Origin of the sequence: Ornatilinea apprima (assembly GCF_001306115.1) — a bacterium.
Lineage (GTDB): Bacteria > Chloroflexota > Anaerolineae > Anaerolineales > Anaerolineaceae > Ornatilinea > Ornatilinea apprima.
Genome location: NZ_LGCL01000036.1, coordinates 23,261 through 47,292 on the forward strand (window position 1 = coordinate 23,261; position 24,032 = coordinate 47,292).

The following is a 24,032-nucleotide window of genomic DNA, read 5'->3' on the forward strand; positions in this document are numbered from 1 at the left end:
CTTTTACAGCACTTCGATTGGGGGGCAGGCATTGCCTGCCCCCCAAAAAACTCGAATTTGGTCTCTCATCCTGAATTTCCTGAGCACCCACTCTTGCTTCATTTTCAACTAGAAGGACTTTTCGCACAATGACGACGATTAACCTAGAGAAATCCAAAACATGGGTAAAGGTGCAGCAATTTTTCCATCGAATGCTGTTGTCTGAGTATTTTGTGCTTTACCTGTGCTTGTTTTATTTTGTCGTTCTTATACCATTTGTTCCCATCATTGCATCAGGCAGAAACCTGACGAATTTATTTTCCAATATCTGGCCGTTATTTGCGATTGCGCTGGGGCAAACATTTGTGTTAATTATTGCCGGCATTGACCTTTCCCAAGGGTCGATTATGGCCGTCTCGTCTGTAGTTGGGGCGGTCATCATCACCAATCAGGTCGATCCGATTTTATTTACCAAAAGTCCTTTATGGGGGAGCGTGGTGTCAGAGTCTGGCGGCTTGCTGGCCGGTCAGAGCTATGCCATACCGGTTGCGATTCTTGCCATGCTGATGACGGGTGTGATTATTGGTTTTATCAATGGTATCTCTGTGGCCTGGTTCAAGATTCCGGCGTTTATGGTAACGCTGGTGACCCAAATTTTCTTCTCTGCCTTTGCAATCTATTTAACCAAGTCTGAAAATGTTATCCACCTGCCCAAAGAGTTTACTGCTATTGGTAACGGGACCCTGTTTGGCATGTCTTTGCTGCCATACACGCTGTTCTTGACCCTGGCTTTAGCTGCGTGCGCCCATTTTTTGCTCAGCCAAACCGTATTCGGCCGCTGGCTTTATGCAATTGGAAACAATGTGCGCACGGCGGTTGTCTCGGGCGTGCCAACCGAAAAAGTAGTCGTTCTGGCTTATGTGTTCAGTGGTTTCTGCGCTTCTTTTGGCGCTGTGCTGTACACGGCCCGGTTGGAAGCCGGGCGGCCGACTTTGGGCGCGAACCTGCTGCTGGATATTGTGGGCGCGGCTGTGATTGGCGGCGCCAGCCTTTCGGGCGGCAAAGGCAAAGTGGTCTGGACGCTGTTCGGCGTTCTCTTCTTGATGCTACTGGCAAATTCGCTGAGCCTGTTGAATGTGCCATACTTCACCATTTACATGGTGAAAGGTGGAGTCATTTTGCTGGCCGCGCTGGTGGATGTTACCCGCACACGCATTTTACAAAGAAACGCATAGGGTGAAGGAGCGAAATTGATGAGAAATGTTATTTTGGAATTCAAAGCGATTAATAAGAGCTTCTTCGGCGTTCAAGTGTTGGAGGGTGTTTCCTTTCAGCTTGAGCAGGGCAGTGTGTTGGGCTTAATCGGTGAGAATGGGGCGGGGAAAACCACCATGATGAATATTTTGGGCGGTGTTATCCCCTATGATTCAGGCGAGCTGCTTTTGCGGGGCGAGCATTATCGACCAGAAAATCCAGGAGACGCGCAGAAAGCCGGGATTGGTTTCATTCACCAGGAATTAAACCTTTTTACCAATTTAAGCATCGCCGAAAACCTGTTCATTGAGTCGTTTCCCCGAGTTAAAGGAATGCCCTTTATTGATCGTAAAACCATTCACGATCATACAAAAGAATTTCTACAGATGGTCGACCTTGAGTTTTCGCCCGATGTACTTGTAGAGCGATTATCACCAGGCGAGCGACAGCTGGTTGAAATTGCCAAAGCGCTGAGTTCGGATGCGCAAATCATCATCTTTGATGAGCCGACCACCTCACTGACCAATCGGGAGACTGAGAGGTTGTTCAACATTATCGAGCGCCTCAAGAAGGACGGCCGGTCGATCATTTATATTTCCCACATTCTGGGTGATGTAAAGCGCCTCGCCGACAACATTCTGGTTTTGCGCGACGGATCGGTGGTGGGCGGAGGCTCTGCCAATGATTTTGACATCAACCGCATGATTTCCATGATGGTTGGGCGCGACATTACTCAGCTCTATCCTTCTCGCAAAACCGCACCCACTACCACCCCTGTTCTCTCCGTCAATGGGTTGCGGCAGTCGGGTATTGTGGAAAACATCAATCTCCAACTGCACAAAAAAGAGATTTTAGGCATGTTCGGGTTGATGGGGTCGGGACGCTCTGAGCTGGCGCGCATCATCTTCGGCCTCGACCCATACGAATCGGGTGAAATTGTCATCAATGGAAAGAAGGCCAGCCGCGTAAATCCGCGAACCAGCATTGCCAATGAGATCGCCTTTGTGACTGAGAACCGCCGTGAAGAAGGTCTGCTCATGAACCTGCCTGTGGCGGATAATATTGGGCTGGTTGCGCTGCCGACCTACTCCACGCAACGGCTCAGGAGGGTTGACCGCTCGCGCATCACGAAAGCGATTGACGATGTGACGGATTTGCTGAAGATCAAAGTGGCGAATGTGCACAAAAGCCTGGCAAAAGGTCTCAGCGGCGGCAACCAGCAGAAGGCAGTGATCGGAAAGTGGTTGCTTTCCAGGCCCAGCGTTCTGATTGTGGACGAGCCGACTCGCGGTATTGACGTGGGCGCGAAGTATGAGGTGTATAACATCATCAATGATCTGTCTGCGGAGGGTGCCTGCGTGCTCTTCATTTCTTCTGAACTTGAAGAACTGATGGGTGTGTGTGACCGCATTCTGGTGATGAGCTATGGCGAAATCACGGGTGAATTTGTCCGCGAGGAATTTAATAAAGAAAGTATTCTGCGCGCTGCATTCAGGGAGAATGGAAATGGCTCAAAGTAATCATAAACTGCTGATGCTGGCCCTTAAGAACACGCCGATCATTCTTTTTGTCGTTGTTTTTGTGGTCTTCGGTGTGCTTTCGCCCAGGTTTTTCTCGCTGCAAAATTTTGAAAACCTGCTCCGACAATCATCTTACATCGGCATTATCGCGGTAGGTATGACGTTTGTACTGCTGACGGGCGGGATTGACCTATCCGTTGGGGCGATTATGTATGTGGCCGCTGTGATCTTTGGAAAGATGGTTGAAGCGGGGATGAACCCCTGGCTGGCGGTGGCGGCCGGTATGCTGGCCGGCACGTTTTTTGGCGCGATCAACGCGTTCTTCATTACGAAACTCAAAATTATTCCGTTCATGGTTACCCTGGGAACGTTAACTGCGCTGCGCGGCCTGGGACTATTCATGACCAAATCGTATCCGCTGCATATACCTGACAATGTAAAGATCGGCGCAATTAAGTTTTTTGGGTTTATTCCTGTGCCGATTTTCTTGTTTGGTCTGGTGGTGCTGATTGCCTTTCTGGTGCTCAATCTCACACCTATTGGCCGGCAGATTTACGCGGTGGGGAATGATGTTGAAGCAGCTAAGAAAGCCGGTTTGAACACCAACCGCGTTCTCGCTACGGTTTACATTATCAGTGGTTTCTGCGCGGCGATGGGTGGTCTGATTGCCCTTTCGATGCAGGGATCCGTTCAGGCCGGATTTGGCACCGGTGACGAGTTCGACGCGATTGCCGGTTCGGTTTTGGGCGGCACAAGCCTGTTCGGCGGTGTGGGCACGGTTTTCCCCGGCACGGTTCTCGGCATGGTGCTGATCCAGATGATTCAAGCCGGGCTTGTGTACATCCAATTGGATCTGTATATCCAGCCTTTGGTAACGGCGGGGGTGATTTTCCTGGCGGTGTTTATTGATGCCTTCCGCAGCGGGTTGTTGAAGAAGATGGAGCGCCGCAATATCCGCATGCAGCGCGAGACTGAGACGAAAACGGAAGTTAATACCGTACCAACTTCTTAACCTGTTTGAATTATGGGTATTTTGGGCTCCTCTTGTTAACAGATTAGCAAGAGGAGCATTTCTCATCCAGATAAATACAGCCATCATTGGAGGATAACCCCATGACTCATTTGCTCGGATTGGATATTGGAACCACTGGTTGCAAAGCTACACTGTTTGATTTGCAGGGAAAACTGGTCTCGGCGGCCAGCCATGAGTATTCTGTTCAATTTCCCAAGCCCGGTTGGGCGGAACAGGACGCGGAGCTGGTGTGGGACCTTGCTCAACAAGTGATGAGGGAAGTGACCTACAAGAGCGGGCAGCGAAATGTAGCCGCGATCGGGTTGTCGGTTCAGGGGGAGGCCATTACCCCGGTGGACGCCAAAGGCAACGCGCTGCGCCCGATGATTTTAGGGATGGACACTCGCACTGTAGAGCAAAACCAATGGCTGGAAGAAAAATTCGGCAAGAAACGTTTGTTTGAAAAAACCGGCATGCCCATCCATACCATTAACACACTCCCAAAGCTGCTCTGGCTGCGCGAGTTTGAGCCCCAGTTGTGGAAGGAAGCCGAACGCTTCATGCTCTATGAAGATTTTCTGATTCGCAAGATGACCGGTGAATCTGTGGTCAGCCGCTGCCTGGCGTCGCGCACGCAGTTGTACAGCCACCAGGAAGATGGGTGGTCCGTGGAAGTATTGGAAGCCCTAGACCTGGATCAAAAGCGCCTGTCCGTAATTGCCGATTCGGGCTTCGCGGTTGGGCGGCTGCATCGCAAGATTTCTGACGCGATTGGATTTGCGGAACCACCAATGGTAGTGACGGGTGGGCATGATCAATCTTGCGGTGCGTTTGGGGTGGGCCTGACCCAGCCTGGGTTAGCCAGCGTATCTACGGGGACAGCCGAGGTGGTGGAAGTGGCGCTGGCTTCTCCCAATGTAAGCCAACCTTTGTTTGAAGGGAATATCTCGGTTTATGCACATGTGTACAAGAAATTGTTTGTCACCATGACGTTAAACCATAGTGGCGGGTTGTTGTTCCGCTGGTTCCGCGACACTTTTGGACAAGAAGAAATTCGCGAGGCGCAGACCAGCGGTGAAGACGCCTACCAGCTTTTGTTAGCCAACGCGCCAGAAGGGCCGACGAATCTGCTGGTTTTGCCGCATTTCTCTGGCTCAGGCACACCTACCTTTGACACTGCCTCTAAGGGCGCTATTCTGGGAATGGGATTCACGACCTCAAAGGCCGAAATGGCCAAGGCGATTCTGGAGGGGTTGACGTATGAGCTGCGATTGAATTTGGATGTGATGCGCAGCGGCGGCGTGCAGATTGATGAGCTGCGCGCGATTGGCGGAGGCGCAAAGTCGGATCTGTGGCTGCAGTTGAAAGCCGATATCACCGGCACGCGGGTTGTCGTTCCGCAGGTTACCGAAGCCGCCTCAATGGGAGCCGCTTTTCTGGCCGGGCAGGGCGCCGGTTTGTTCGCAGACGCTGGTGAGGCAGTTAACCAATATTTGCGGTTTGGAAAAGTGTTCGAGCCGGACAACCGCCGCGTGAAACAGTATGAAGAAAAATTCGCGTTGTATTCGGAAGTGTACCCAACGTTAAAGTCCCTTCATCATCGTATGTAAATCAGTGTTATGACCCCAGCTCTCAACCCGGCTTGAATGCTGGGTTGTTTGTTGCGCATAGGCGAAGATAGGGTTTGAACATTTAAGATATAATGGGGAAAGCCTTGAGGATTGGAGGAATCTTCGAAATTGAGCAGGGTCATAAATCCAGAATCCGCGGGAAAAGAACGCACGCGGTTGATCAAATGCATTGTGCTGGCGCTGCGCGAGCTTATGCAGCAGACCGAGCCCAACTCAGCTAGCAAAGACCTGGCGGCATTTATTGCCATTGCGCTGCAAGAAATTCACGATTCAATTGACAGCAGTGTAAACGCGTGGGAAAAGAGAGGGTATTGGGTCAAAGCCGATCGCTTCCGCATGGAGTGGGAATGGACTGGACGGGTGAGTCGCGCGATGAAGAACGCGCTTTTGGGCGAAGATTGGGGGGAGGTAGCCGGGCAATCGGCATTGATTATGCAAAAATTCTTTACGGTTCAGGTGCCGGCGCGGCACCGCTTGGGGACGCCGTGGGTTGGGGCGTATCAACGATTTCTTAATGAATCAAAAAACGAATAAGGGGATCAAATGGAAGCGATTCGCCAGTTAATTCAAACGTTGAGACCGGCTGAGATTGATGACGTGCGGATTGGTCTGCATTGGATTGGAGTGACTGCCCGAGCGCAAGGTAGGCTGACATGCGGATTGGCCTCAACCGTACCGGCATCCCATGATCACCACAGCGATTTTGACGTACCGGAAGCAGGCCGCCTGTCATTATTAAGCGGACTGGAGCTGGCAGAATGGGCATTGTCTGATCACCCGATTCGCACTGGGATTGGGTTGGCCGCCATTAACGCGATGGTAGATCCCTGCCCCGAATTGTGGGAAGATATCAACGCTGAGCAGGTGATCTTGCGTTATGCTGAACAAGGTCCGGTGGGGTTATTGGGCCGCTTCCCATTTATTCCCCGCCTGCGTGAAAAAGTGAAACAGCTTTATGTATTTGAGTTGAACCCACAGCCGGGTGAATATGGAACAGACGATATGAAAACCATTTTGCCCGACTGCGCGGTGGTGGCCATTACTGGCATGACGCTGGTCAACCACACCTTCGAAAAGGTCATTTCTTGCCGGTCTCCAGACTCGATCAGTCTGGTTATGGGGCCCACAACGCCCGTCAGCCCGGTGCTGTTCGATTATGGGATTGACTTGATTTCTGGCACGGTTGTAGAGAAGATTGAACCGGTGATGCGCTGTCTGATCCAGGGGGGCGCTTACCGGCAGCTTCACCAGGCCGGGACGCGCCTGGTCACTATTCAATCCCCTCGTTTGAGATAATAAGTGGTTCTTGACGCTCTTATTAAAATATTATTGCTTGAGGTACTATGGAAATTGCACAACAGATCGCAAAGCAGCTCAATATTAAACCTTCACAATCGTCAGCGGTGATTGAACTGCTGGATGAAGGCAACACGATTCCATTTATCGCCCGTTACCGAAAAGAGAGAACTGGAACGCTCGATGAAGAGCAGATCCGAAATGTATCGATTCTGGTTGAACGCCTGCGCGCAATGGAAGAACGCCGCTCAACCATTATCGCGACGGTTGAATCGTTAGGAAAAATGACTCCCGAACTGCTGGAAAAAATCCAGCAGGCGGATACCATGACGACTCTGGAAGACCTGTACCTGCCGTACAAGCCCAAGCGCAAAACGCGTGCCAGCATCGCGCGGGAGAAAGGGCTGGAAGGTCTGGCGGAGAAGATACTCAAGCAAGATTTATCCAAAGTTCCTGTTGAGCAGGCAGCAGAGGCATTCCTTAATGATCAGGTTCCCACAGTAGAAGACGCCCTGGCTGGCGCGCGCGATATTGTCGCTGAAACAATTGCTGACCACGCGGATGTGCGCAGCGCGACCCGTGAAAAGGCAATGGGCTGGGGCATGCTGCGGTGCGAAAAACTGGACGACAGCCAGGATGAACGCAAGGTCTACGAACTGTATTACGACTATGAATGTCGAATTGACCGCCTGCGCCCGCACCAGATTTTGGCGATGAATCGCGGCGAAAAGGAAAAGGTGCTGCGCGTGGGTGTTGAAGTGGCTGAGCGGGACTGGCGGAACGCGATGGTGAATTCTTTCCCGCCCGACCGGCGCTCGCTGTGGAATGAACAGTTGCAGCAAGCGATGGAGGATTGTGCTGAACGGCTGTTGCTGCCGGCAATTGAGCGCGACGTGCGCCGAAAATTAACTGAGACGGCGGAGGCTCACGCCATTCGCATTTTTGCGGACAACTTGCGGGCGCTGCTTACCCAGCCCCCTCTGGCGGGGCATGTTGTTTTAGGTTTGGACCCTGCCTACCGCACGGGCTGCAAAGTGGCGGTGGTGGACGCGACTGGCAAAGTGCTGACCACGGATACCATTTACCCGCATGAGCCAAAACGCCAGTGGAAGGAATCTTTGCAAACTTTGGACGTGCTGGTCAAGCGCTACCAGGTGAGCTTGATCACCATTGGAAACGGGACTGCGTCTCGCGAGACCGAACAACTGGTGGCTGAATTCATTCACAGCAGACCGGGTTTGCAGTACTTAATCACCAATGAAGCGGGTGCGAGCGTGTACAGCGCCAGCGAGCTGGCCAGGGCCGAGCTGCCGGATATGGACGTAAGCCTGCGAGGGGCGGTTTCCATCGCGCGGCGCGTGCAAGACCCTCTGGCTGAGCTGGTGAAAATCGATCCCAAGTCGATTGGGGTGGGGATGTACCAGCATGATGTCAATCAAACTGAACTCACGAACGCGCTTACCGGAGTTGTCGAGAGTGTGGTGAACCAGGTAGGTGTGGATTTGAATACTGCTTCACCGGCGTTGTTGACGTTTGTTTCAGGGATTGGGCCGAAGCTGGCCGAGAAGGTGGTTGCTTACCGTAATGAGTACGGCCAGTTCCGTGATCGCACGCAGTTAAAAGATGTCTCGGGCCTTGGGCAGAAAGCATTTGTACAGGCGGCAGGCTTTTTACGCATACGCAATGGAAAGAACCCTCTGGATGAGACGGCCATTCACCCCGAAAGCTATGCGGTGGCGAAAGCTGTGATGGAGCGGGCTGGATTGGATTTGAAAGCGCCTATTGCAGAAAAGCAAGCCAAAATTCAAACTTTGGTAGAAGTAGAAGGCCTGGAAAGCCTGGCGAAAGAATTAAACACAGGGCTGCCAACATTGAGGGATATTTTGGAACAACTGGTGCGCCCCGGCCGCGATCCGCGCGAGGATTTGCCCGCGCCAATTCTGCGCAGCGATGTGCTGTCAATGGAAGACTTGATTGTGGGTATGCGCCTGAAGGGAACCGTGCGTAATGTGGTGGATTTTGGCGCGTTTGTGGATATTGGTGTGAAACAGGACGGCCTGGTCCACCGCAGCCAGGTGCCGGTTGGGTATTCGCTGAACGTGGGCGATATTGTGGATGTTGAAATTGTCAAAATCGAAACCGAACGAGGGCGCATCGGGCTTTCGATTGTGGAGTAGCTGTAAATGGGACAACAGCCGCGCTGAGACAAAAGCAGCGCGGCTGTATCCATCTTATTTTGACGCTGACTGCGGCTGGATCAGCGCCAGGTAGTGGCGTAAATTTTCTCTGGTTATTTGTGTCAGGTCTGGCGGCGCGACATGCGGGTCAAACCAGCCGATCTCAGCGCATTTGCCGGGTTCCTGAATGGCCGGCTCGCCGGATGTGATGGAACAGATAAAGGTTGGTGAGACCCAATGCTGTTTTTCCTCCGGCAGAATGTGGTCAACTACGTCCAAAAGCCTGCCGACGGAAATGGTGATGCCGAATTCCTCGCGCATTTCGCGGATCAACGATTGGGCCAGGGTTTCGCCAAACTCCACGGAGCCGCCGGGAAACTCCCACAAGCCGCGTTCATTTTTTGCCAGCGGACCTCTGCGGGCAAGAAAAACCAGACCTTGTGCGTTGACGATGAGCGCGCCAACACCTACGCCGATGTAATCGATGCCTCTTTTCATGAGTGTGACCTTTCCTGCTACAAGGATCTTTCGATGAGTGAGAAGAAACCTTATCTACTGCCGGCCGGGCCAGCCCGAACAGAAATTCGGGTGGTAAACAGCCGCTTCATCGCCTCAGCCGGGCCGGCACGGACGGTGGAAGAAGCGCGGGCATTCATTGAGGCAGCGCGGGCGGAGTTTGCCGATGCTACTCACAATGTGCCCGGCTTTGTGATTGGCTACCCGCCTTCGGTGATTACCCACTACAGCGATGACGGCGAGCCGTCTGGTACGGCCGGGAGGCCGGTTTTGGCGGTTTTACAGGGCAGCGGGTTGGGGGACGTTGTGGTGGTGATTACGCGCTATTTCGGCGGCACCAAACTGGGCACGGGCGGGCTGGTGCGGGCTTACACCGAGGCCACCCAGGAGGTTCTGCGCATCCTACCGCGCGCACATCGAATTTTAACCCATTCGGTGATGCTGGCAATCCCTTATTCCTATTTGGAACGGGTGAGGCTGCTTGCGCCTGCTCACCAGGGTTTGATCCTGGATGAGGATTTTGGCGCGGATGTTACCTTGTCCCTGCGGTTTCCGATTGAGGCATTGGAAGGGTTTCAAACCGCGTTGGGTGAATTGACCCGGGGAAGCGTGTTGGCTGAGATTATTGAAGCAAATACTGAAACCTTGATGCCCGTGGATCAGAGCGATTGAGCGGAGAGGTGCTTGAGGATGAATTCGCTGATTTGGTCCGCGCCATTGGGAACCGCGCGCACCAGCCGGGGAGCAGAAAGCAGCGCATCCATGTGGTTTATCCACTTTCCCGAATAAAAATCCTGGTCCGAAATGCAAATCGCGTTGAAGTTCTGGTCTACATAGGCAGAGAGCAGTGGGCTTTCACGGAACTGGTCGCGGGGGATGTAGCCGAAGGCTAAACCCGCGTGGTATACCTCTGAAATGGTGCTGTATCCCAATTTTCCAATCACTGCCTGGCTGGCGTTGACCAGGTCGGGATGATAGAAGGCGCTGCGGTGTGGCAGCAGCACCAGGTTATCTTGAATCTGGTGTTCGTTGCTGCTGCCGGGCAGCATGAACCACACCGATGAAAGCTTGCGAAGCTGATCCAATGCGGCATATTTTTCAGGAATGCCGCCCATTGTGATCAACACAGCCGGATTGTTATCTTTAATACCGAGGCGGTTTCTCACTTCGGAGGGGGGACTCTTGGGCCTGCGGCTAACGGGATGGGTGGTCAGGTCGGCGGCGGGGGATGGCTGGCAGAGCGGCTGGGTTTGGATGTGATGATCTGCCTGGCGGAAAACCTGAGCCAGACCGGGGATAATCTGAGCGAAAGCTGGCTGAGTGGAAAGATACCCCTCATAGATCCAATCCCAGGTGAAATTTTCGATTAATATGGAGGGAATCCCGGCAGCCTGCGCCGCGGCAATACCGAGGGGGGCGATATCGCAAAGAACTGCCTGGCAGCGGCAGTTAACCAGGCTGGCGGCAAGGCATGAGAGCAGTTCGGGTTGGAAGGGAAAATACTGATGCAGGGCGGAAATGGTGGCGGGCAAGTCTTCTTCGAGGGGAGAGCGCTGTACCAGGCCGATGTCGCTGCGTTCTTTGTGGAGGGTGAAGCAGGACGCCGGCAGCGCATCCTCAAAAAACCAGCCTGGCACAAGGGTAAAGATATGAAAGTGGATGTGCGGAGAGCGCGCGAGCAGGCTTTGCATTACAGCGACGGAACGGGAGGCGTGCCCGAAGCCGTGGGGTGAAATGAAATAGGCCAGATTCAGCATAGGGCATCGTCCAAGGTAACGACAATAGCCTGCGGCACGGCGCGCAGCACATCTTGCGGGTGGATGAGAATGGCAGTGCCGCGCTCACCAGACCCCAGAGAAATTTCTGGCAGGGAGAAAATGCAATTTTCGATCAGAACCGGGATTTCCGCATCCAGTCCAAAGGGGTTGACTGTGCCGGGTTCGCAGCCGGTAACCTGCAGCACTTCTTCCCGGCTGGCCAGGGTGAGCCGCGACTGCTGCCAATAAACGCGCAGGGCTTTCCAGGGAATCTGGTTCGGCCCAGGGGTTAATACCATAAAGTAGCGCTGTTCTGATAAGCGGAAGAGAATTGAGCGGATGACCTGTTCTGGAGACTGTCCGCGCTGAACTGCCGCGTCTTCCAGGGATTCTACTGGGCGCTGATGATGGAAGAGGCGAAACGGCACCTTCTGTTGTTCCAGAAAGCGGATGGAAGCGGGTAAAGAGGGTTGATTTGACATCGCGAACAGCAGCCTATTTTTAATACCTCTTGATTATACCCGCAAAAAATGGCGCGTTGTTTTTTGCGCGCCATTTACCGTCTAGAAGAGACTGCGTAAAACGATGAGAAGGCCCACGATCAAAATTGGAATACCAACCGGTGAAGCGATAATCGTAACGGTCAGCACCAGGCCGACAATCATCAACGCCATTCCCAGCAATGAGCCAACCAGACGGCCGGTCAAGCTCAAAATGAAGGCCAGTAAATCCCATAATGCCACAAATGGCCACAAATACCAGGGCGTTTTCGCGCGTTTTTCATTGGACATGATTAAACTCCAGCTCACTTGTTAAGAGATAATTGATTTTCTATAATCAATATACGTGAAAATGAAACGGGCGTTGCAGCCCAGAGGAACTTTATTGTGTGTTTCAGCGTTTTATTGTAGAGACTATTGAGAGGTGAGTTTTATTCTTATGCAATCTTTGCCCAATACGCAATTATCGTTTAAAAAAAGCAGCAGCGTTAATATCAATTTTCTTGCCGCTGGAGTTGTTATTGTTCTTTTGGCGTTGATTTTCTGGTGCGTTTTCTTCTTTGTTTGGGGGTATTTTCACGTCAGCCAGCGCATACTGCCGGGCGTTACAGCCGCGGGTGTGCAAGTGGGCGGGATGACCATCAGCGAAGCCGAGGCCGCCATCCATGAACAGTGGAATATGGGGCATCAGGTTTTGATTGGCAGTGAAGACCAATGGTGGAGAACTCCTTCTTTATCGCTGGGAATTTATGTTGACTCGGTGAAGATTGCCCGGGACGCCTTTGAGATGGGCCGGGGGTCCGGCGCGCTGGCTGAGTGGATTACTATTCTGTTGGGCGGGCAGCCATCTGGCGGACCGGAGATTCTTTTTAACGAAGAAATGGCCCGAAACACGCTGACGCAAATCAGCCAGCTTGTGTATGCCGCCCCGCAGCCGAATGAGATTGTCTATGAGAATGGGCAGTGGGTTGCGAAAGGTGGCTTAAATGGAAAAGCATTGGATGTGGAACGCGCCGTTTTGATTCTGCGCAGCGATCCGGGGCGTGTACTTTCGCAAGGCCAATTGGAATTGACCTATGTGCCGATTGCTGTTGAAACGGTCAATTCTGAAATATTGCAAGTACTGAACCAGATTGGCAACCGCCCGCTGACAGCGAGTCTGTATGATCCATTCAGCGGCGACATCCGCGATTATGAAATTGGGATGGATCGCATTGGCCCTTACCTGGGATGGGACGCCCAAACCCAAAGCATGACCTTGAATACAACCGGGTTGATAGCAGAGGTAACCACGATGTTGGAGACCAGCCAAGGTGTGAAGGTGCGCATGGATGACGATCTCTCCGCTGTGGAAGAGGCGTGGAAATCTGGCCGCAGCCTGGAGTTCAGCGTGGTGGACTTGCCCCGCCCTTACCAGGTGGAGTCGGGCGACACGCTTCTGAAGATTTCCCAAAAATTCAGGCTGCCGTACTGGTACATTCTGCAGGCAAATCCCGGCATTCAGCCCAACAGCCTGATCGTTGGAGCCGAAATCACTATCCCCTCGCGAAATGAAATGCTGCCGCTGCCTTATGTGCGCAATAAGCGGATCGTTATCTCTATTCCGGAGCAGCGGATGCGCGTATATGAGAACGGAGAGCAGGTGCATGAGTTTATCGTCAGCACGGGCATCGCGACCTCTCCCACTTTTCCAGGAGTTTACCAGGTTCGCACGCACGAATTAAGCGCGTACGCCTCTAACTGGGATTTGACGATGCCGCATTTTCTGGGTATCTATGAAGCCTGGCCGGGTTTTATGAATGGGATTCACGGCTTGCCCACCCTATCCAATGGCCGGATTTTATGGGGAAATGTATTGGGCGGGCCCGCATCTTACGGCTGCATTATCCTTTCTTTGGAAAACGCAGAGCTGCTGTATCAATGGGCGGAAGATGGTGTGGTGGTGGAGATTATTGGATAATGAAGAAAAGGCGGACACAATGTTCCGCCTCTTTGATGTTTTCTCTGGCAAAGAACCTCAAGAGCTATCCTTCGAGCGAAAAACCCGCAGCTCCATTTGCCCGCGATTCCACAGCCAGGGATAAGCGGCTGGAACGACCGCGCCTGCCACCAGCAGTAAGCCGGTGATGAGCAAAATGGAGGCTATGATGCTGATGGGGGGAAAGACAGCCGCGACCAAGAAGAATAGAATAGCGAGCAGCACGATACCCAGGCCAATGCCGCCCAAAATCCCCGCCGATTTCCACCCGCGCTTTTGGGATGCCAAGCGGGGACCATACAGCTGCCCGCTCTGCGCGTTGAGGGCGACCAGGATTTTCTGGTTGTCGTCTGATGTGTAATAGGTGATGTAAGCTGGGGCCAGAAGTTGAGTCCAGTTTTGGTTGGAGTAGTCTGCGGTTACGGAGAAATTTCGAACATGCTGCGCGCTGCAGGCCGTCTGGCAATCTGTTTGCAAGACTTGTTGCAGGCGCATCTCGGCTTGCGGCCAGGCTTGTTCGGGGAGAACGTCTGGACAGCGAAGCCAGGCTGAGGATGCATGCGCGGGATCGAAATCAATGGCCCGTTCAAAGTCGTATTGCCCCAATGCAGTGGAAAGCTGCTCCTGGTCGGTGAGGGCGTTAACCGCAACGTTCTGATAAGAACGGGAGATCTTTCCCAGGCGCGGTTCCCATCGGATGCGCGTTTCCTGAATAGGCTGGGTGTGCCATTCGCCATTGGTAAAGATTTCTTTGGTACTCTGAACCTGGTAATCAAAACCGGCCTCCGCCTGCCAGGTTCCCTGCGCGGCGGCGTCGACCAGCCAGAGGGGGAAATAAATCGGCAGCGCTCTTTGCGCCAGGTGTTGGGGAGAAAAATCGGGAGCGGAAAGCCATACGCCCTCACAAAAGCGGGTGAAGCGAGCGGCCAGGTGGGAAGGAGAAATAGCAAAGGGAATGATCTTCTCGGGCGGTTCAGGCCGGACAGGGCCGGAGAAGGGCTGCAGCCTGCCTTGCGAGCATTGGGGGCAATTGTCGGCTGCGCTGCCGGCAGGTTTAAGAAAAGCCCGGCTGCATGCATGGCAAACGACCGTCTCAAGCGGCAGGCCCCACATCTCTTGGATTGTGTTGGGTGCTATTTCCTGGTTCATTCCGCCTCCGATTCTACGGCCTTTTTGTAGAGTGAAACTGAGAAGATAATTCCAGCAACCAGCAGCACAAAGCCCAGAATGAGCGGCACGATGCCAATTCCGCCGGCCAGCAGAAGCGGCAGGCCAATCAACAAAAGCAGGAAGCCAGGGGAAAGCGAGGCGGCAATGGCTGCCCAAATCTTCCACCATTCAACCGGTTTTTGACCGGCAATTTCGCCCGTTTGCCCATTGATCATGACCTGATACTTTTTTTCTTCAAAGTGATAGGTGCTGAGAAAGACCGGTAAAAAGATATAGCGCCAGGTCTCGTTGGCAAAGTCGGCGGACATGCTGAAATTTCTGACATGGTGGGTTGGAATATCCGCGTAACAAGCTTCACGGTTTTTCTCGCGCATTTTATCTTTAGCGGTGTCCCAGGCTTCTTGCAGTGATAAGTCGAAATGGTTGGCTTGCCAGCCGGCTAGAAAATCGGGTGAGAAAGATTGGAGTGCGTTGAGGTCAAAGGGTTGAATTTCTTCCAGGATGCGCTGGCTGACTTTGCGTGTGCCAGGGATCAGGATGTCATCAAAACTTTGATTAACCTGCCCGTCTTCCCAACGCCAGTCGATGGTCGTGCGGGTTTTCCACTCTTTGCTTCCGGCATCATAATATCGCTCACTGCGTTCATAGCCAACCAGCGCTTTCCAGTCCGCATTGATCTCGGCGTCGAACGTCCAAAAGGGAAGGTATACACCACGAAACGAGTTGACCGTGGCTGAGGAAGATAAGCTTTGGGGGTGGAACCAGCCTTTACCCAACCAATTCGATACAATGGTTTTCAATTGATTCTGGTTGATCGAAAAAGGAATGATGTATTTGGGTTGTAATTCTTCCACAGGCAAATCGGCGATGTGAATCTTGTTTGAAGCGCAAAATGAGCATGTGCCGGATATCGCGTTTTCGGGTACGCTGGTGGCGGCGCCGCACTGCTCACATACCAGATCCTTTCGCCCGGCTGTCCACTGGACGTGGTTGGCTTTTTCCATCACGTCCACGCGAAATTCATGCTCTTCGGCGGCTTTCCCGGCGACCTGCGTCTGAACGGCATGCACATACCCACAATGTTCACAGGCGACACCGCCCGCTGCAATGTCGTAGCGCGTAACCGCGCCGCAACGCGGACAGGTGTATGTAACCAATTTATCGCGTGAACCATTCACCTGCTTCACTGGCGCGAAAACAGTTACACCCGGTAATTTGGACTCCACTTGCGAAAACCCTTCAGGAATGTGCCATTCTTTGCTCATTGTTTTATCCTTATACTAAAATCAGACCCCATTATTTTAACATTTTTTACTCGGTCTTAATGCAGTGTTGTAATGCGGGTCAAAATTTGCTATATTAATTGTCATACAATTACTTTTACTATCCAACTCGGTAGGAAAACTGTACAATACATATACGAAAAATTTTGTTATTGATTGTATTTAATTGTTCGATGGGATATCCAACCTTTCAACTAATTTTCCTTGCTATGATGAAGCACATGTCCCATGTCAATTGGTGGCGATGGGACATTTTTAATGATGAGATGGTCTGGTCAAATTGACCGGCTCTGAAAGCTGGAGGCCGGTCTTACCCAATGATTAATCCACAGACGAGAGGAAATTATGGGAGAGAAAACCGAATTGAGTAAGGTCAGGCAAGTACAAGTTGATGGTCTCGCGTTTCTTTTGGCGGATGCCGACGCCAGTCTGGATGATGTTGAGCAGTTTAGCGGACTTCCGAGCCTGGTAAAAGAGGGTTTGCATCTCGGAACGAACTGGCACCACCGGAACGAGTACACCGTAGAAAAATCATTGCTGTCTCCCAGTCTTGCGCAGCAATGGGTCGCATCCTTACTGGCAGTTGGGGCGGCCCTGGAGTTTGAGGATGGAGCGAAAGCCAGTGTGGCTGACCTCTTATCACGCCGGGGGACACGCGGTAAATTGAAAGCCTTGCTGATTCCGATGGATCAGGGGGCGTTTGGCGCAGAAGCGCATGTTGGAATGACACCGGGAGACACACCGATTGTTTCCAGCACGGTTGGATTGGTCCTAGAAGGCGGGAAGGTTGCCGCTTTACGCATCGCGCTGGCTGGCGCTTTCAAAGAAAGCGTTCGGTTGAGCGCGGCAGCAGAGGCATTCCTGGGCAAGGAATTCTCTCAGGACTTGATCACGCAGGTCGCCGACTCAGTGGAAGAGGAATCCACACCCAAAGCGGATTATCGTGGAAGTGTTGAATATCGGAAGAGAATGGCTGGCGTGCTGACGCGGCGCGCCCTGGAAACTTGTTTGAAGGGAGCCGTGAAATAATGGCAGAGAAAATGGTTTCAATCGAATTTGTTCTCAATGGTGAGGCTCAGCAAGCCGCAGCTGACCCAAAGCAGAGCCTTTTGGAATTTTTACGCGGGCAAGGGTTATTTGGCACCAAGAACGGTTGCAGTGAAGGCGACTGTGGCATGTGCACCGTTTTGTTGGATGGAAAACCGGTGCGGAGCTGCATGCTTAAAACGCCGGCTGCCGATGGCCATGAGATTTTCACAGTGGAAGGATTAAGCAAGGACGGTAATCTGCACCCGATTCAGGAAGCTTTTTTTGACGCAGGCGCTATTCAATGCGGTTTTTGTACGCCCGCCCAGTTGCTCACGGTGAAAGCGCTGCTGGACCGGAACAGTAATCCTTCTGAAGACGAAATCCGCGAGGCTGTCAGCGGCGTGCTGTGCCGTTGCACAGGTTACGTCAAAATTATTGAGGCAACTCAGCGCGCCGCGGCAATGATGCGGGGCGAGCCTGTGCCGCCGATAAAAACCATTGAAGAAACCCTGCCGAAAATGGATGATCCGCTTCGACTGCCAGAAGCGTTCTATCGCAAAGAGCACAATCATGGAATTTTGCCTCACATTGTCTATACCCCAGAAGAAATGTCGAAGACCGATTTTGTGGGCAAACCGGAAAAGAAGGTGGATGGGCGAAAGCTGGTGTTAGGTAAACCGGTCTTCACCGATGATTTCCGCTTGCCTGGAATGCTGTATGCTGAGTTATTGGTCAGCCCGCACGCGCACGCGCGAATCAAGAACATTGACGCAAGCAAGGCTCTGGCGTTGCCCGGAGTGGTGAAGGTGCTGACATACAAAGACCTGCCGCGCGTTAATTATGCTTCTGGCGGTCAAAGCTATCCACAACCGCTGCCTTTCGACCAGGTAAGCTTGGATGATAAAGTGCGGCATGTGGGTGACCGAGTGGCCTTAGTTGCCGCCGAGACGCCGGAGCTGGCCCAGAAGGCGCTGCGCCTGATCAATGTGGAATATGAAGTATTGCCGCACGTCACCGACATGGAAGCGGCGATGAAAGACGGCGCGCCGGTGATCCATGACGAGCCGGGTGTTGAAGGCATCTTTGATACTCAGCACAATGTTATTTACCATATCGATGAGCATGTTGGCGACATTGAAAAGGCTTTTGCAGAAGCTGATCATGTGTTTGAACGTGAGTTCCGCACTCCCAAGCAGCATCACGCGCAAATGGAGCTGCACGCCTGCATCACCTATTGGGATGAGGATGACCGCTTGGTGGTGCGCACCAGCACGCAGGTGCCTTTCCACGTGCGCCGCATCATTGCTCCGCTGATTGGGCTGCCCATCAAACGCATTCGTGTGGTCAAACCCCGCATTGGCGGCGGTTTTGGCGGCAAGCAAGAGATTTTACTGGAAGATTTGTGCGCGCATATGACGATTGCCACTGGACGCCCCGTTCGCTTGCAGTACTCGCGCCGCCAGGAGTTTATGAGCGGACGCAGCCGTCATCCTCAGATCATCAAATTCAAACTGGCCGTGAAAGATAATGAAGTTACCGGCACCGAGCTTCGCCTGATTGGCGATACCGGCGCGTATGCTTCACACGGGTTAACGGTGCAAATGGTGGCTGGTCTCAAAAGCCTGACGCTGTATAACGCGCCTAATTCGCATTTCTTGTGCGATGTGGTCTACACCAACACACCCCCGGCGGGCGCATTCCGAGGCTATGGGACGATGCAGTGCGAATTTGCCCTGGAAGTGATGATGGAAGAAATCGCTGAGAAACTGGGGTTGGACGTGATTGAGTTCAAACGCAAGAACCTGATTAAAGTTGGCGACAACATGTGGGTCGCGCAAAAGCTGGGTGAGGGGCGGGAAGGGTACGCCCAGGTGATGACGACCAGCGCGTTTGATGAATGTCTCAAAATCGGTGTGGAAGCGACTGATTTCTATAACAAGCGCAAAGCCTACCAGAATCAAAGCGGAAGCAAGCGTAAGGGCATCGGTGTGGCAACTGTGATGCACGGCAGCGGTATTGCGGGTTTGGATATGGGCGCCGCGACGCTGAAGATGAATGACGATGGCTCATTCAACCTGCAGATGGGCGCTACGGACCTGGGCACCGGCTCTGATACCATTCTGGCGCAAATGGCGGCAGAAATTCTGAGTATTCCGGTTGAAGATTTTATCGTCTACTCTTCAGACACCGATTTCACCCCCTTTGACACGGGCGCATACGCCTCCAGCACGACCTATATCAGCGGTGGCGCGGTTCGCAATGTGGCCTTGGAGATCAAGAAGCAAATCCAGGCGCACGCAGCAGATATGCTGGAGTGGAAGAACCCCGAAGAATTAGAGCTGCGCGACCGAAAAGTGATTGCCCCAGACGGCCGCTCTGTTACCTTTGAGCAGGTGGCGTTGAGCAGTACTCACCAGATGAACCAACACCAGATTATGGCAACCGCTTCTCACATGAGTTACATGAGCCCTCCGCCAACGGCTGCCCAGTTCGTGGAAGTGGAGGTGGACACAGAGACCGGTGAGGTGAAGGTTGAGCGCATGTTGATGGTGGTAGACTGCGGCCGGGTCATCAACCCAATCACCGCTGCCGGCCAGGTGGAAGGCGGTATGCAGCAAGCCCTGGGCTTCGCACACAGCGAGTTCTCCCTCTTTGATGAGTCGGGTGATATGGTCAACGCGCGCCTGGCTGAATACCACGCCTACAAAGCGCATGAAATGCCGGCTACGGATGTCATCTTTGTGCAAACGGATGACCCGAACGGGCCTTTTGGCGCGAAATCGATTTCTGAGCTGGCCATTGATGGGGTTGCCCCGGCTCTGGTAAGCGCGATTCACGACGCGACTGGTGTCTGGATTCGCGAGCTGCCGCTCACTCCGGAAAAGGTTTGGCGCTCGCTCAATCAATAGAAGCCCACGCAATTTGAAAATCGAAAAGGCTGGCCCGCAACCGGAGTCGCGGCCAGCCTTTTTCTTTTACAGCAAGGTGAATTATGCTGATAAGGAATACCGCCTGCCGTGAAAGAAGCGATTCCAATCATCGCGACTGCTTTGAAGCGCAATGTAGATATAGAAGCTGACGGTAAAAAAGCCTAAAACCATAATGAAAGCGACCCAGATGATTGATTTTAGGGCGCTCTTTTCGCGGTAGATGACCCACATCGAAAACAGAGAAAACCCCACATACAAGTCAACCAGTGAGACAATTCCCCACGGCATGGAAAGTAGCTGCGAGCCCTCAGTGAAAAAATTGCCGCGTGTGAAGGCATAGATCAGAACCGCGGTCATTGCAAATACACCGATCAGTGAGATGGTCTTGGTAATTTTCATTAAGCCTCCCTGCAGGATAATCAAAATTATTCGTTTGAAAAACGCTTCTCTACTCATTTGGGTTGGATGGATGTTTGGGAAACCAGGGGAAGAATGAGCTGGTCGTCTCAATATATTCCTTGTATTGTGGTTTGGTTTCTTTGAGTGTCTTTTCCAAAAGCGCGACACCGGACACCCGCAAGAGAAGCACCGTCATCAAAATGGGGCTGAAAACGCTCCAGAACGCCCCCAACGAGGCGGCAATCAAATAGTAACCCCACCACTGCGCAGCGTCTCCAAAATAGTTGGGATGGCGGGTGTAGCGCCAGACGCCGGTATTAAGGACTTTCCCTTTATTTTCTGGGTTGGCTTTGAACCGCGATAATTGGGCATCTCCGGCGGTTTCAAAGTAGAAACCATACAACCATACCAATCCACCAGCAATCACGAGCGGCAAAATGCCTGGCTGTGTGCTGATCATGGCGGCAGTGAGAGGGGTTGAAATCATCCACATTAAGACGCCCTGGAGAATAAAGGTCTGAAAATAACTGTACCACCACCAGCTTTTGCCATGTTCCTCACGCCAAGCACGGTAGCGAAAGTCTTCAGGTTTATTTCGATTGCGGATGAAAATGTAGATTGACAGTCTCAGCCCCCAAACGGATACCAGAATCAACAGTAAGACCTGCGCCCATGACATGGGGCTGGCGACCATGAACACCAGCCAGGCGGTTAGGACAAACCCCAGTCCCCAGAAAATATCGACAATGCTGGTATTTTTGAGGGCCAGGCTGGCGACCCAGATGGCGGTCATATAAGCAAAGATGAAAACGCCGGTTAAAAGAACAGCTTGCTGGATACCCATTTTTCACTCCTCTGTTGATTTGATTCTACTCGAACCCGATCAACGGGGTGAATGCTTGTATCAGCTTTAGTTGGCGTGTTGGGGTTATTCGCTGATGACTTTTCCGCCCTTGAGCGTGGCCTGGTACGATTTTAGCTGTTCCCATTCACCGTTGGCCGCAAGGCGGGCTTGATTGGGCCATGTCTGCGGATCGGCCAGGCGGATTCCAGCTTTCTTCAAAATGATCTCCAGTTCGGAGCGGTTGCACTCCGATAGCTGCTGGAAGGTATTAATCCCCGCGCTATTGAGAATTATCTCGATTTTGGGACCGATCCCTTCCACCTGCTTCAAATTGTCGGGAGTGACGGGCGTTTGGGGGGCGGTAGGCGCAATTTTAATTTCTTGCAACCGGCTTTGCTGCCTCGGGGAAGTGGATAATGACGGCCATCCTTCTTTTTGCTGCTCGATGAGCTGTTTGATCACCACATACAGCCCAAAACCGGCTGCAAAGAAGTAGACAGTTCGTTTCATTGTTTTGATCATTTTTTTCATGATAGCTTCCCTTAGTTGGTCACTTCATCGGGTGACCTCGTTATCTGTTTGCCTGAAGTAATGGGGGATGGTTTCTGGCAGGGCGAAAACAAAATTCCACATGCCGGCTTTAACATCCGTCCATTTTTTTTCAGTAAAGAAAAAATAGCCTAGCGTATAAGGCTAAGACCATTTTACCAGTATATTGATGAGAAAATATACGCTTCAGGCGCGAAGAATCAGGAATTGGTAAGGAGTAAGACGCAGTTGTTCAAGGTTTAGATTTTCTTTGGTAATCAGGTTCTCAAATGTGTAACCCAGGCCGTACAATCTCAGCAGGTTAAAATCCAATTCCTGCGGCTTCTCAGAAAAATTGGCAAGTATGATCAGACGCTCTTTAGCTGTGCTTCGGACGTACCCTAAAACATGCGGGTTCCAGGTATCCATGACCTGAATATGCCCGTTGGCCAGTGCCGGCTCAGTTTTGCGGATGCGGATGAACTTCTGCATCTCCTGGAAAATGCGGTATTCTACAGACCCTGGATTATTCCGATTTTCGTATTTTGACCAGTCTGCGCGGGGACGGTGAACCCAACGGCTATCTGAGGCTTTGGCCGGGTCGTTTCTATAGCTGTAGTCATTCAACGTGCCAATTTCGTCTCCCAGGTAGATCAAGGGGATGCCGCCGATGGTCATGATGACCCGATGCAAGAGGAGAATGCGATTTATGCTGTTCTGAATTTCTTCCTCTGAATTTTCTGTGAGGGCTTTTTCCAGACCAGCCAGAGAGGCGCATGTGCCGGAGATGCGCGCATCACCGGTGCGCGGGTTTTCCTGGAAAGGCAAGCCGCGGGCGAAACTTTCGGGATAACGGCCGGTATAAAACGCATTCAAGAATTTGCGATGATCGTATCCGTTGATGCCAAGACGACCAGCATCATCGTCTGAGAATGTCCAGCCGATATCGTCATGGCAACGCACATAATTTACCCAGGCGGTGTGCTCTGGCAGGGAGAAGCGTTCGACCAGGGCCTGCTTGAGAAGATTGATTTCGCGGGTGGCCAGGGTGTTCCAAAGGAGGGCCATGATGAGAGGATTATATGAAAGCTGGCACTCCGCGGGCGAAATGTAACGAACGACTTCGTCGGGGTGGACGATGGCCTCGGATTTGAAGAGCAAAGCGGGGGCTGCGATGCGCGCAACGGCATTGTAAGCCTGTATGAGGATATGCGCTTTTGGCAGGTTTTCGCAGACCGTTCCCATTTCTTTCCAGGTGAATGCAACCGCGTCCATGCGCAGCACTTCAACACCGGCATTGGCCAATGAGAGCATCTCTTCGGCCATTCTGATAAAGACAGCCGGGTTCTGGTAATTCAAATCCCATTGGTAGGAGTTGAAGGTTGTCCAGACCCATTTTTTTACTTCCGGTAAGTAGGTGAATGACCCTGGGCGTTGTTCGGGAAAGATTTCGCGCAGGTTGCGCTCGTATGCGTCAGGCATTACCCGGTCTGGAAACATGAAGTAGTAATCCTGATATTCAGGATCGCCAGCAATGGCGTTAAGCGCCCATTGATGCTCGTTGGATGTATGATTGAAAACGAAATCAAGCACCAGGCTGACGCCGTTTTCACGCAACTGGCGTGATAATTGGGCCAGTTGCTTCATCGTGCCTATCGATGGATTGATTTCTCGGTAGCTGCTGATGGCATAGCCGCCGTCATTCTCGCCGTCGGGAGACTTAAATAACGGCATCAGGTGCAGATACGTCAGCCCCAATTCGCGGAAGTAGGGAATTTTGGATTGGATGCCCTCTAGGCTGCCAGCAAACAGGTCTACATAGCAGACACCGCCAACCATTTGATTGGATTGGAACCAGTCAGGATTTGATTCGCGGCTCAAGTCGAGCTGTTTCAAGTCCGCGGGGCGGGCAAACCAGGACTGCGCAAGGCTTTGAAGCAGTTTTTCCAAATGGAAATAGAAATCGTGCTGATTTGCGTAGAGCTGGAGGAGAAGAGAGAAAAGGGTCTCAAAATGGCGCTCAAGGCGAGCATTGAAAGCCTGCCAATCTTCGGGAGATCGCTGGCGTTCTGCTTTGAATTGCTCTTCAATACGGGGGCGCAGGCGATCCAGCGCCAGGAGGGCCTTGTTTTGGTAATGGATGGCTTTTTCCATTTTCACTCATTCCCATTGGCTGGGTGCCTGGGTATTCTAACCGGCGAGACGGATAATCTCGCCGGTTAGCGATTC

At 52.4% G+C, this 24,032-nt stretch carries 22 protein-coding genes; 12 read left to right on the forward strand and 10 right to left on the reverse strand.

Annotated features, from left to right (window positions below):
- The first annotated feature begins 128 nt into the window (after positions 1–128).
- The 7 genes from ADN00_RS15025 to ADN00_RS15055 all read left to right on the forward strand — a co-directional run bounded on the left by ADN00_RS15025 (position 129) and on the right by ADN00_RS15055 (position 8,869).
- Positions 129–1,214: an ABC transporter permease gene (locus tag ADN00_RS15025; RefSeq protein WP_075063823.1), complete on the forward strand. Its 1,086-nt coding sequence runs from the start codon at positions 129–131 to the stop codon at positions 1,212–1,214.
- A gap of 18 nt (positions 1,215–1,232) precedes the next feature.
- On the forward strand, positions 1,233–2,753 hold the full coding sequence (locus tag ADN00_RS15030; protein WP_075063824.1) for a sugar ABC transporter ATP-binding protein: 1,521 nt from the start codon (positions 1,233–1,235) through the stop codon (positions 2,751–2,753).
- Positions 2,740–3,765 carry an ABC transporter permease gene (locus ADN00_RS15035; RefSeq protein ID WP_075063825.1) on the forward strand — a complete coding sequence of 342 codons (1,026 nt, stop codon included), beginning with the start codon at positions 2,740–2,742 and terminating at the stop codon, positions 3,763–3,765. Before ADN00_RS15030 ends, ADN00_RS15035 begins: the two co-directional genes overlap by 14 nt.
- Before the next feature lie 101 nt (positions 3,766–3,866).
- On the forward strand, positions 3,867–5,375 hold the full coding sequence (locus ADN00_RS15040) for an FGGY-family carbohydrate kinase (RefSeq protein ID WP_075063826.1): 1,509 nt from the start codon (positions 3,867–3,869) through the stop codon (positions 5,373–5,375).
- Positions 5,376–5,504: 129 nt separating this feature from the next.
- On the forward strand, positions 5,505–5,930 hold the full coding sequence (locus ADN00_RS15045) for a hypothetical protein (RefSeq protein ID WP_075063827.1): 426 nt from the start codon (positions 5,505–5,507) through the stop codon (positions 5,928–5,930).
- A 9-nt stretch (positions 5,931–5,939) separates the two neighbouring features.
- Positions 5,940–6,692 carry a DUF364 domain-containing protein gene (locus ADN00_RS15050; protein ID WP_075063828.1) on the forward strand — a complete coding sequence of 251 codons (753 nt, stop codon included), beginning with the start codon at positions 5,940–5,942 and terminating at the stop codon, positions 6,690–6,692.
- Positions 6,693–6,739: 47 nt separating this feature from the next.
- Positions 6,740–8,869, forward strand: coding sequence for a Tex family protein (locus tag ADN00_RS15055; RefSeq protein WP_075063829.1), 2,130 nt, complete (start codon positions 6,740–6,742; stop codon positions 8,867–8,869).
- Between the two features lie 54 nt (positions 8,870–8,923).
- On the opposite strand, the gene ADN00_RS15060 is transcribed toward ADN00_RS15055, so the two are convergent.
- Complete coding sequence (locus ADN00_RS15060) at positions 8,924–9,367, reverse strand: NUDIX domain-containing protein (RefSeq protein ID WP_075063830.1); 444 nt, start codon at positions 9,365–9,367, stop codon at positions 8,924–8,926.
- Between the two features lie 33 nt (positions 9,368–9,400).
- Here ADN00_RS15060 and ADN00_RS15065 point away from each other — a divergent pair, with 33 nt between their 5' ends.
- Complete coding sequence (locus tag ADN00_RS15065; protein ID WP_075063831.1) at positions 9,401–10,057, forward strand: IMPACT family protein; 657 nt, start codon at positions 9,401–9,403, stop codon at positions 10,055–10,057.
- On the opposite strand, the gene ADN00_RS15070 is transcribed toward ADN00_RS15065, so the two are convergent.
- The 3 genes from ADN00_RS15070 to ADN00_RS15080 all read right to left on the reverse strand — a co-directional run bounded on the left by ADN00_RS15070 (position 10,045) and on the right by ADN00_RS15080 (position 11,933).
- On the reverse strand, positions 10,045–11,142 hold the full coding sequence (locus ADN00_RS15070) for a hypothetical protein (protein ID WP_075063832.1): 1,098 nt from the start codon (positions 11,140–11,142) through the stop codon (positions 10,045–10,047). The two genes, ADN00_RS15065 and ADN00_RS15070, sit on opposite strands and share 13 nt — an antisense overlap.
- Positions 11,136–11,624, reverse strand: coding sequence for an aminoacyl-tRNA deacylase (locus ADN00_RS15075; RefSeq protein ID WP_075063833.1), 489 nt, complete (start codon positions 11,622–11,624; stop codon positions 11,136–11,138). The genes ADN00_RS15070 and ADN00_RS15075 overlap by 7 nt, the downstream gene beginning before the upstream one ends.
- 81 nt (positions 11,625–11,705) lie before the next feature.
- Positions 11,706–11,933, reverse strand: coding sequence for a hypothetical protein (locus ADN00_RS15080; RefSeq protein ID WP_075063834.1), 228 nt, complete (start codon positions 11,931–11,933; stop codon positions 11,706–11,708).
- Between the two features lie 238 nt (positions 11,934–12,171).
- On the opposite strand from ADN00_RS15080, the gene ADN00_RS15085 reads away from it, so the two are divergent.
- Positions 12,172–13,602 (forward strand): L,D-transpeptidase family protein, encoded by a 1,431-nt coding sequence (locus tag ADN00_RS15085; protein WP_160317538.1) that lies wholly within the window; start codon positions 12,172–12,174, stop codon positions 13,600–13,602.
- 57 nt (positions 13,603–13,659) lie between these two features.
- On the opposite strand, the gene ADN00_RS15090 is transcribed toward ADN00_RS15085, so the two are convergent.
- Together ADN00_RS15090 and ADN00_RS15095 are read right to left on the reverse strand one after the other, a co-directional pair.
- Positions 13,660–14,769 (reverse strand): hypothetical protein, encoded by a 1,110-nt coding sequence (locus tag ADN00_RS15090; protein ID WP_075063836.1) that lies wholly within the window; start codon positions 14,767–14,769, stop codon positions 13,660–13,662.
- On the reverse strand, positions 14,766–16,055 hold the full coding sequence (locus tag ADN00_RS15095) for a hypothetical protein (protein ID WP_075063837.1): 1,290 nt from the start codon (positions 16,053–16,055) through the stop codon (positions 14,766–14,768). The genes ADN00_RS15090 and ADN00_RS15095 overlap by 4 nt, the downstream gene beginning before the upstream one ends.
- A gap of 363 nt (positions 16,056–16,418) precedes the next feature.
- On the opposite strand from ADN00_RS15095, the gene ADN00_RS15100 reads away from it, so the two are divergent.
- Together ADN00_RS15100 and ADN00_RS15105 are read left to right on the forward strand one after the other, a co-directional pair.
- A complete protein-coding gene (locus ADN00_RS15100) occupies positions 16,419–17,102 on the forward strand; it encodes an FAD binding domain-containing protein (protein ID WP_075063838.1) in 684 nt (227 codons plus the stop codon).
- A complete protein-coding gene (locus ADN00_RS15105) occupies positions 17,102–20,011 on the forward strand; it encodes a molybdopterin-dependent oxidoreductase (protein ID WP_236691524.1) in 2,910 nt (969 codons plus the stop codon). The genes ADN00_RS15100 and ADN00_RS15105 overlap by 1 nt, the downstream gene beginning before the upstream one ends.
- 81 nt (positions 20,012–20,092) lie before the next feature.
- On the opposite strand, the gene ADN00_RS15110 is transcribed toward ADN00_RS15105, so the two are convergent.
- The 4 genes from ADN00_RS15110 to ADN00_RS15125 form a co-directional block, all read right to left on the reverse strand.
- Positions 20,093–20,431 carry a DUF1475 family protein gene (locus ADN00_RS15110; protein WP_075063839.1) on the reverse strand — a complete coding sequence of 113 codons (339 nt, stop codon included), beginning with the start codon at positions 20,429–20,431 and terminating at the stop codon, positions 20,093–20,095.
- Between the two features lie 49 nt (positions 20,432–20,480).
- Positions 20,481–21,275, reverse strand: a complete 795-nt coding sequence (locus tag ADN00_RS15115; protein ID WP_075063840.1) for a DUF1295 domain-containing protein — start codon at positions 21,273–21,275, stop codon at positions 20,481–20,483.
- A gap of 84 nt (positions 21,276–21,359) precedes the next feature.
- Positions 21,360–21,806 carry a DUF4332 domain-containing protein gene (locus tag ADN00_RS15120; RefSeq protein ID WP_075063841.1) on the reverse strand — a complete coding sequence of 149 codons (447 nt, stop codon included), beginning with the start codon at positions 21,804–21,806 and terminating at the stop codon, positions 21,360–21,362.
- Positions 21,807–22,010: 204 nt separating this feature from the next.
- Positions 22,011–23,753, reverse strand: coding sequence for an alpha-amylase family glycosyl hydrolase (locus tag ADN00_RS15125; protein ID WP_201781210.1), 1,743 nt, complete (start codon positions 23,751–23,753; stop codon positions 22,011–22,013).
- On the opposite strand from ADN00_RS15125, the gene ADN00_RS20170 reads away from it, so the two are divergent.
- Positions 23,754–24,026 (forward strand): hypothetical protein, encoded by a 273-nt coding sequence (locus ADN00_RS20170; RefSeq protein WP_201781211.1) that lies wholly within the window; start codon positions 23,754–23,756, stop codon positions 24,024–24,026.
- Positions 24,027–24,032 lie beyond the last annotated feature (6 nt).

Coding starts and splice junctions, on each gene's coding strand:
- ADN00_RS20170 (WP_201781211.1), top strand. CDS start 23,754: ATGGAAATAGAAATCGTGCTGATTTGCGTAGAGCTGGAGGAGAAGAGA.
- ADN00_RS15115 (WP_075063840.1), bottom strand. CDS start 21,275: ATGGGTATCCAGCAAGCTGTTCTTTTAACCGGCGTTTTCATCTTTGCT.
- ADN00_RS15095 (WP_075063837.1), bottom strand. CDS start 16,055: ATGAGCAAAGAATGGCACATTCCTGAAGGGTTTTCGCAAGTGGAGTCC.
- ADN00_RS15055 (WP_075063829.1), top strand. CDS start 6,740: ATGGAAATTGCACAACAGATCGCAAAGCAGCTCAATATTAAACCTTCA.
- ADN00_RS15060 (WP_075063830.1), bottom strand. CDS start 9,367: ATGAAAAGAGGCATCGATTACATCGGCGTAGGTGTTGGCGCGCTCATC.
- ADN00_RS15040 (WP_075063826.1), top strand. CDS start 3,867: ATGACTCATTTGCTCGGATTGGATATTGGAACCACTGGTTGCAAAGCT.
- ADN00_RS15065 (WP_075063831.1), top strand. CDS start 9,401: ATGAGTGAGAAGAAACCTTATCTACTGCCGGCCGGGCCAGCCCGAACA.
- ADN00_RS15120 (WP_075063841.1), bottom strand. CDS start 21,806: ATGAAAAAAATGATCAAAACAATGAAACGAACTGTCTACTTCTTTGCA.
- ADN00_RS15025 (WP_075063823.1), top strand. CDS start 129: ATGACGACGATTAACCTAGAGAAATCCAAAACATGGGTAAAGGTGCAG.
- ADN00_RS15035 (WP_075063825.1), top strand. CDS start 2,740: ATGGCTCAAAGTAATCATAAACTGCTGATGCTGGCCCTTAAGAACACG.
- ADN00_RS15080 (WP_075063834.1), bottom strand. CDS start 11,933: ATGTCCAATGAAAAACGCGCGAAAACGCCCTGGTATTTGTGGCCATTT.
- ADN00_RS15050 (WP_075063828.1), top strand. CDS start 5,940: ATGGAAGCGATTCGCCAGTTAATTCAAACGTTGAGACCGGCTGAGATT.
- ADN00_RS15030 (WP_075063824.1), top strand. CDS start 1,233: ATGAGAAATGTTATTTTGGAATTCAAAGCGATTAATAAGAGCTTCTTC.
- ADN00_RS15070 (WP_075063832.1), bottom strand. CDS start 11,142: ATGCTGAATCTGGCCTATTTCATTTCACCCCACGGCTTCGGGCACGCC.
- ADN00_RS15110 (WP_075063839.1), bottom strand. CDS start 20,431: ATGAAAATTACCAAGACCATCTCACTGATCGGTGTATTTGCAATGACC.
- ADN00_RS15075 (WP_075063833.1), bottom strand. CDS start 11,624: ATGTCAAATCAACCCTCTTTACCCGCTTCCATCCGCTTTCTGGAACAA.
- ADN00_RS15090 (WP_075063836.1), bottom strand. CDS start 14,769: ATGAACCAGGAAATAGCACCCAACACAATCCAAGAGATGTGGGGCCTG.
- ADN00_RS15105 (WP_236691524.1), top strand. CDS start 17,102: ATGGCAGAGAAAATGGTTTCAATCGAATTTGTTCTCAATGGTGAGGCT.
- ADN00_RS15100 (WP_075063838.1), top strand. CDS start 16,419: ATGGGAGAGAAAACCGAATTGAGTAAGGTCAGGCAAGTACAAGTTGAT.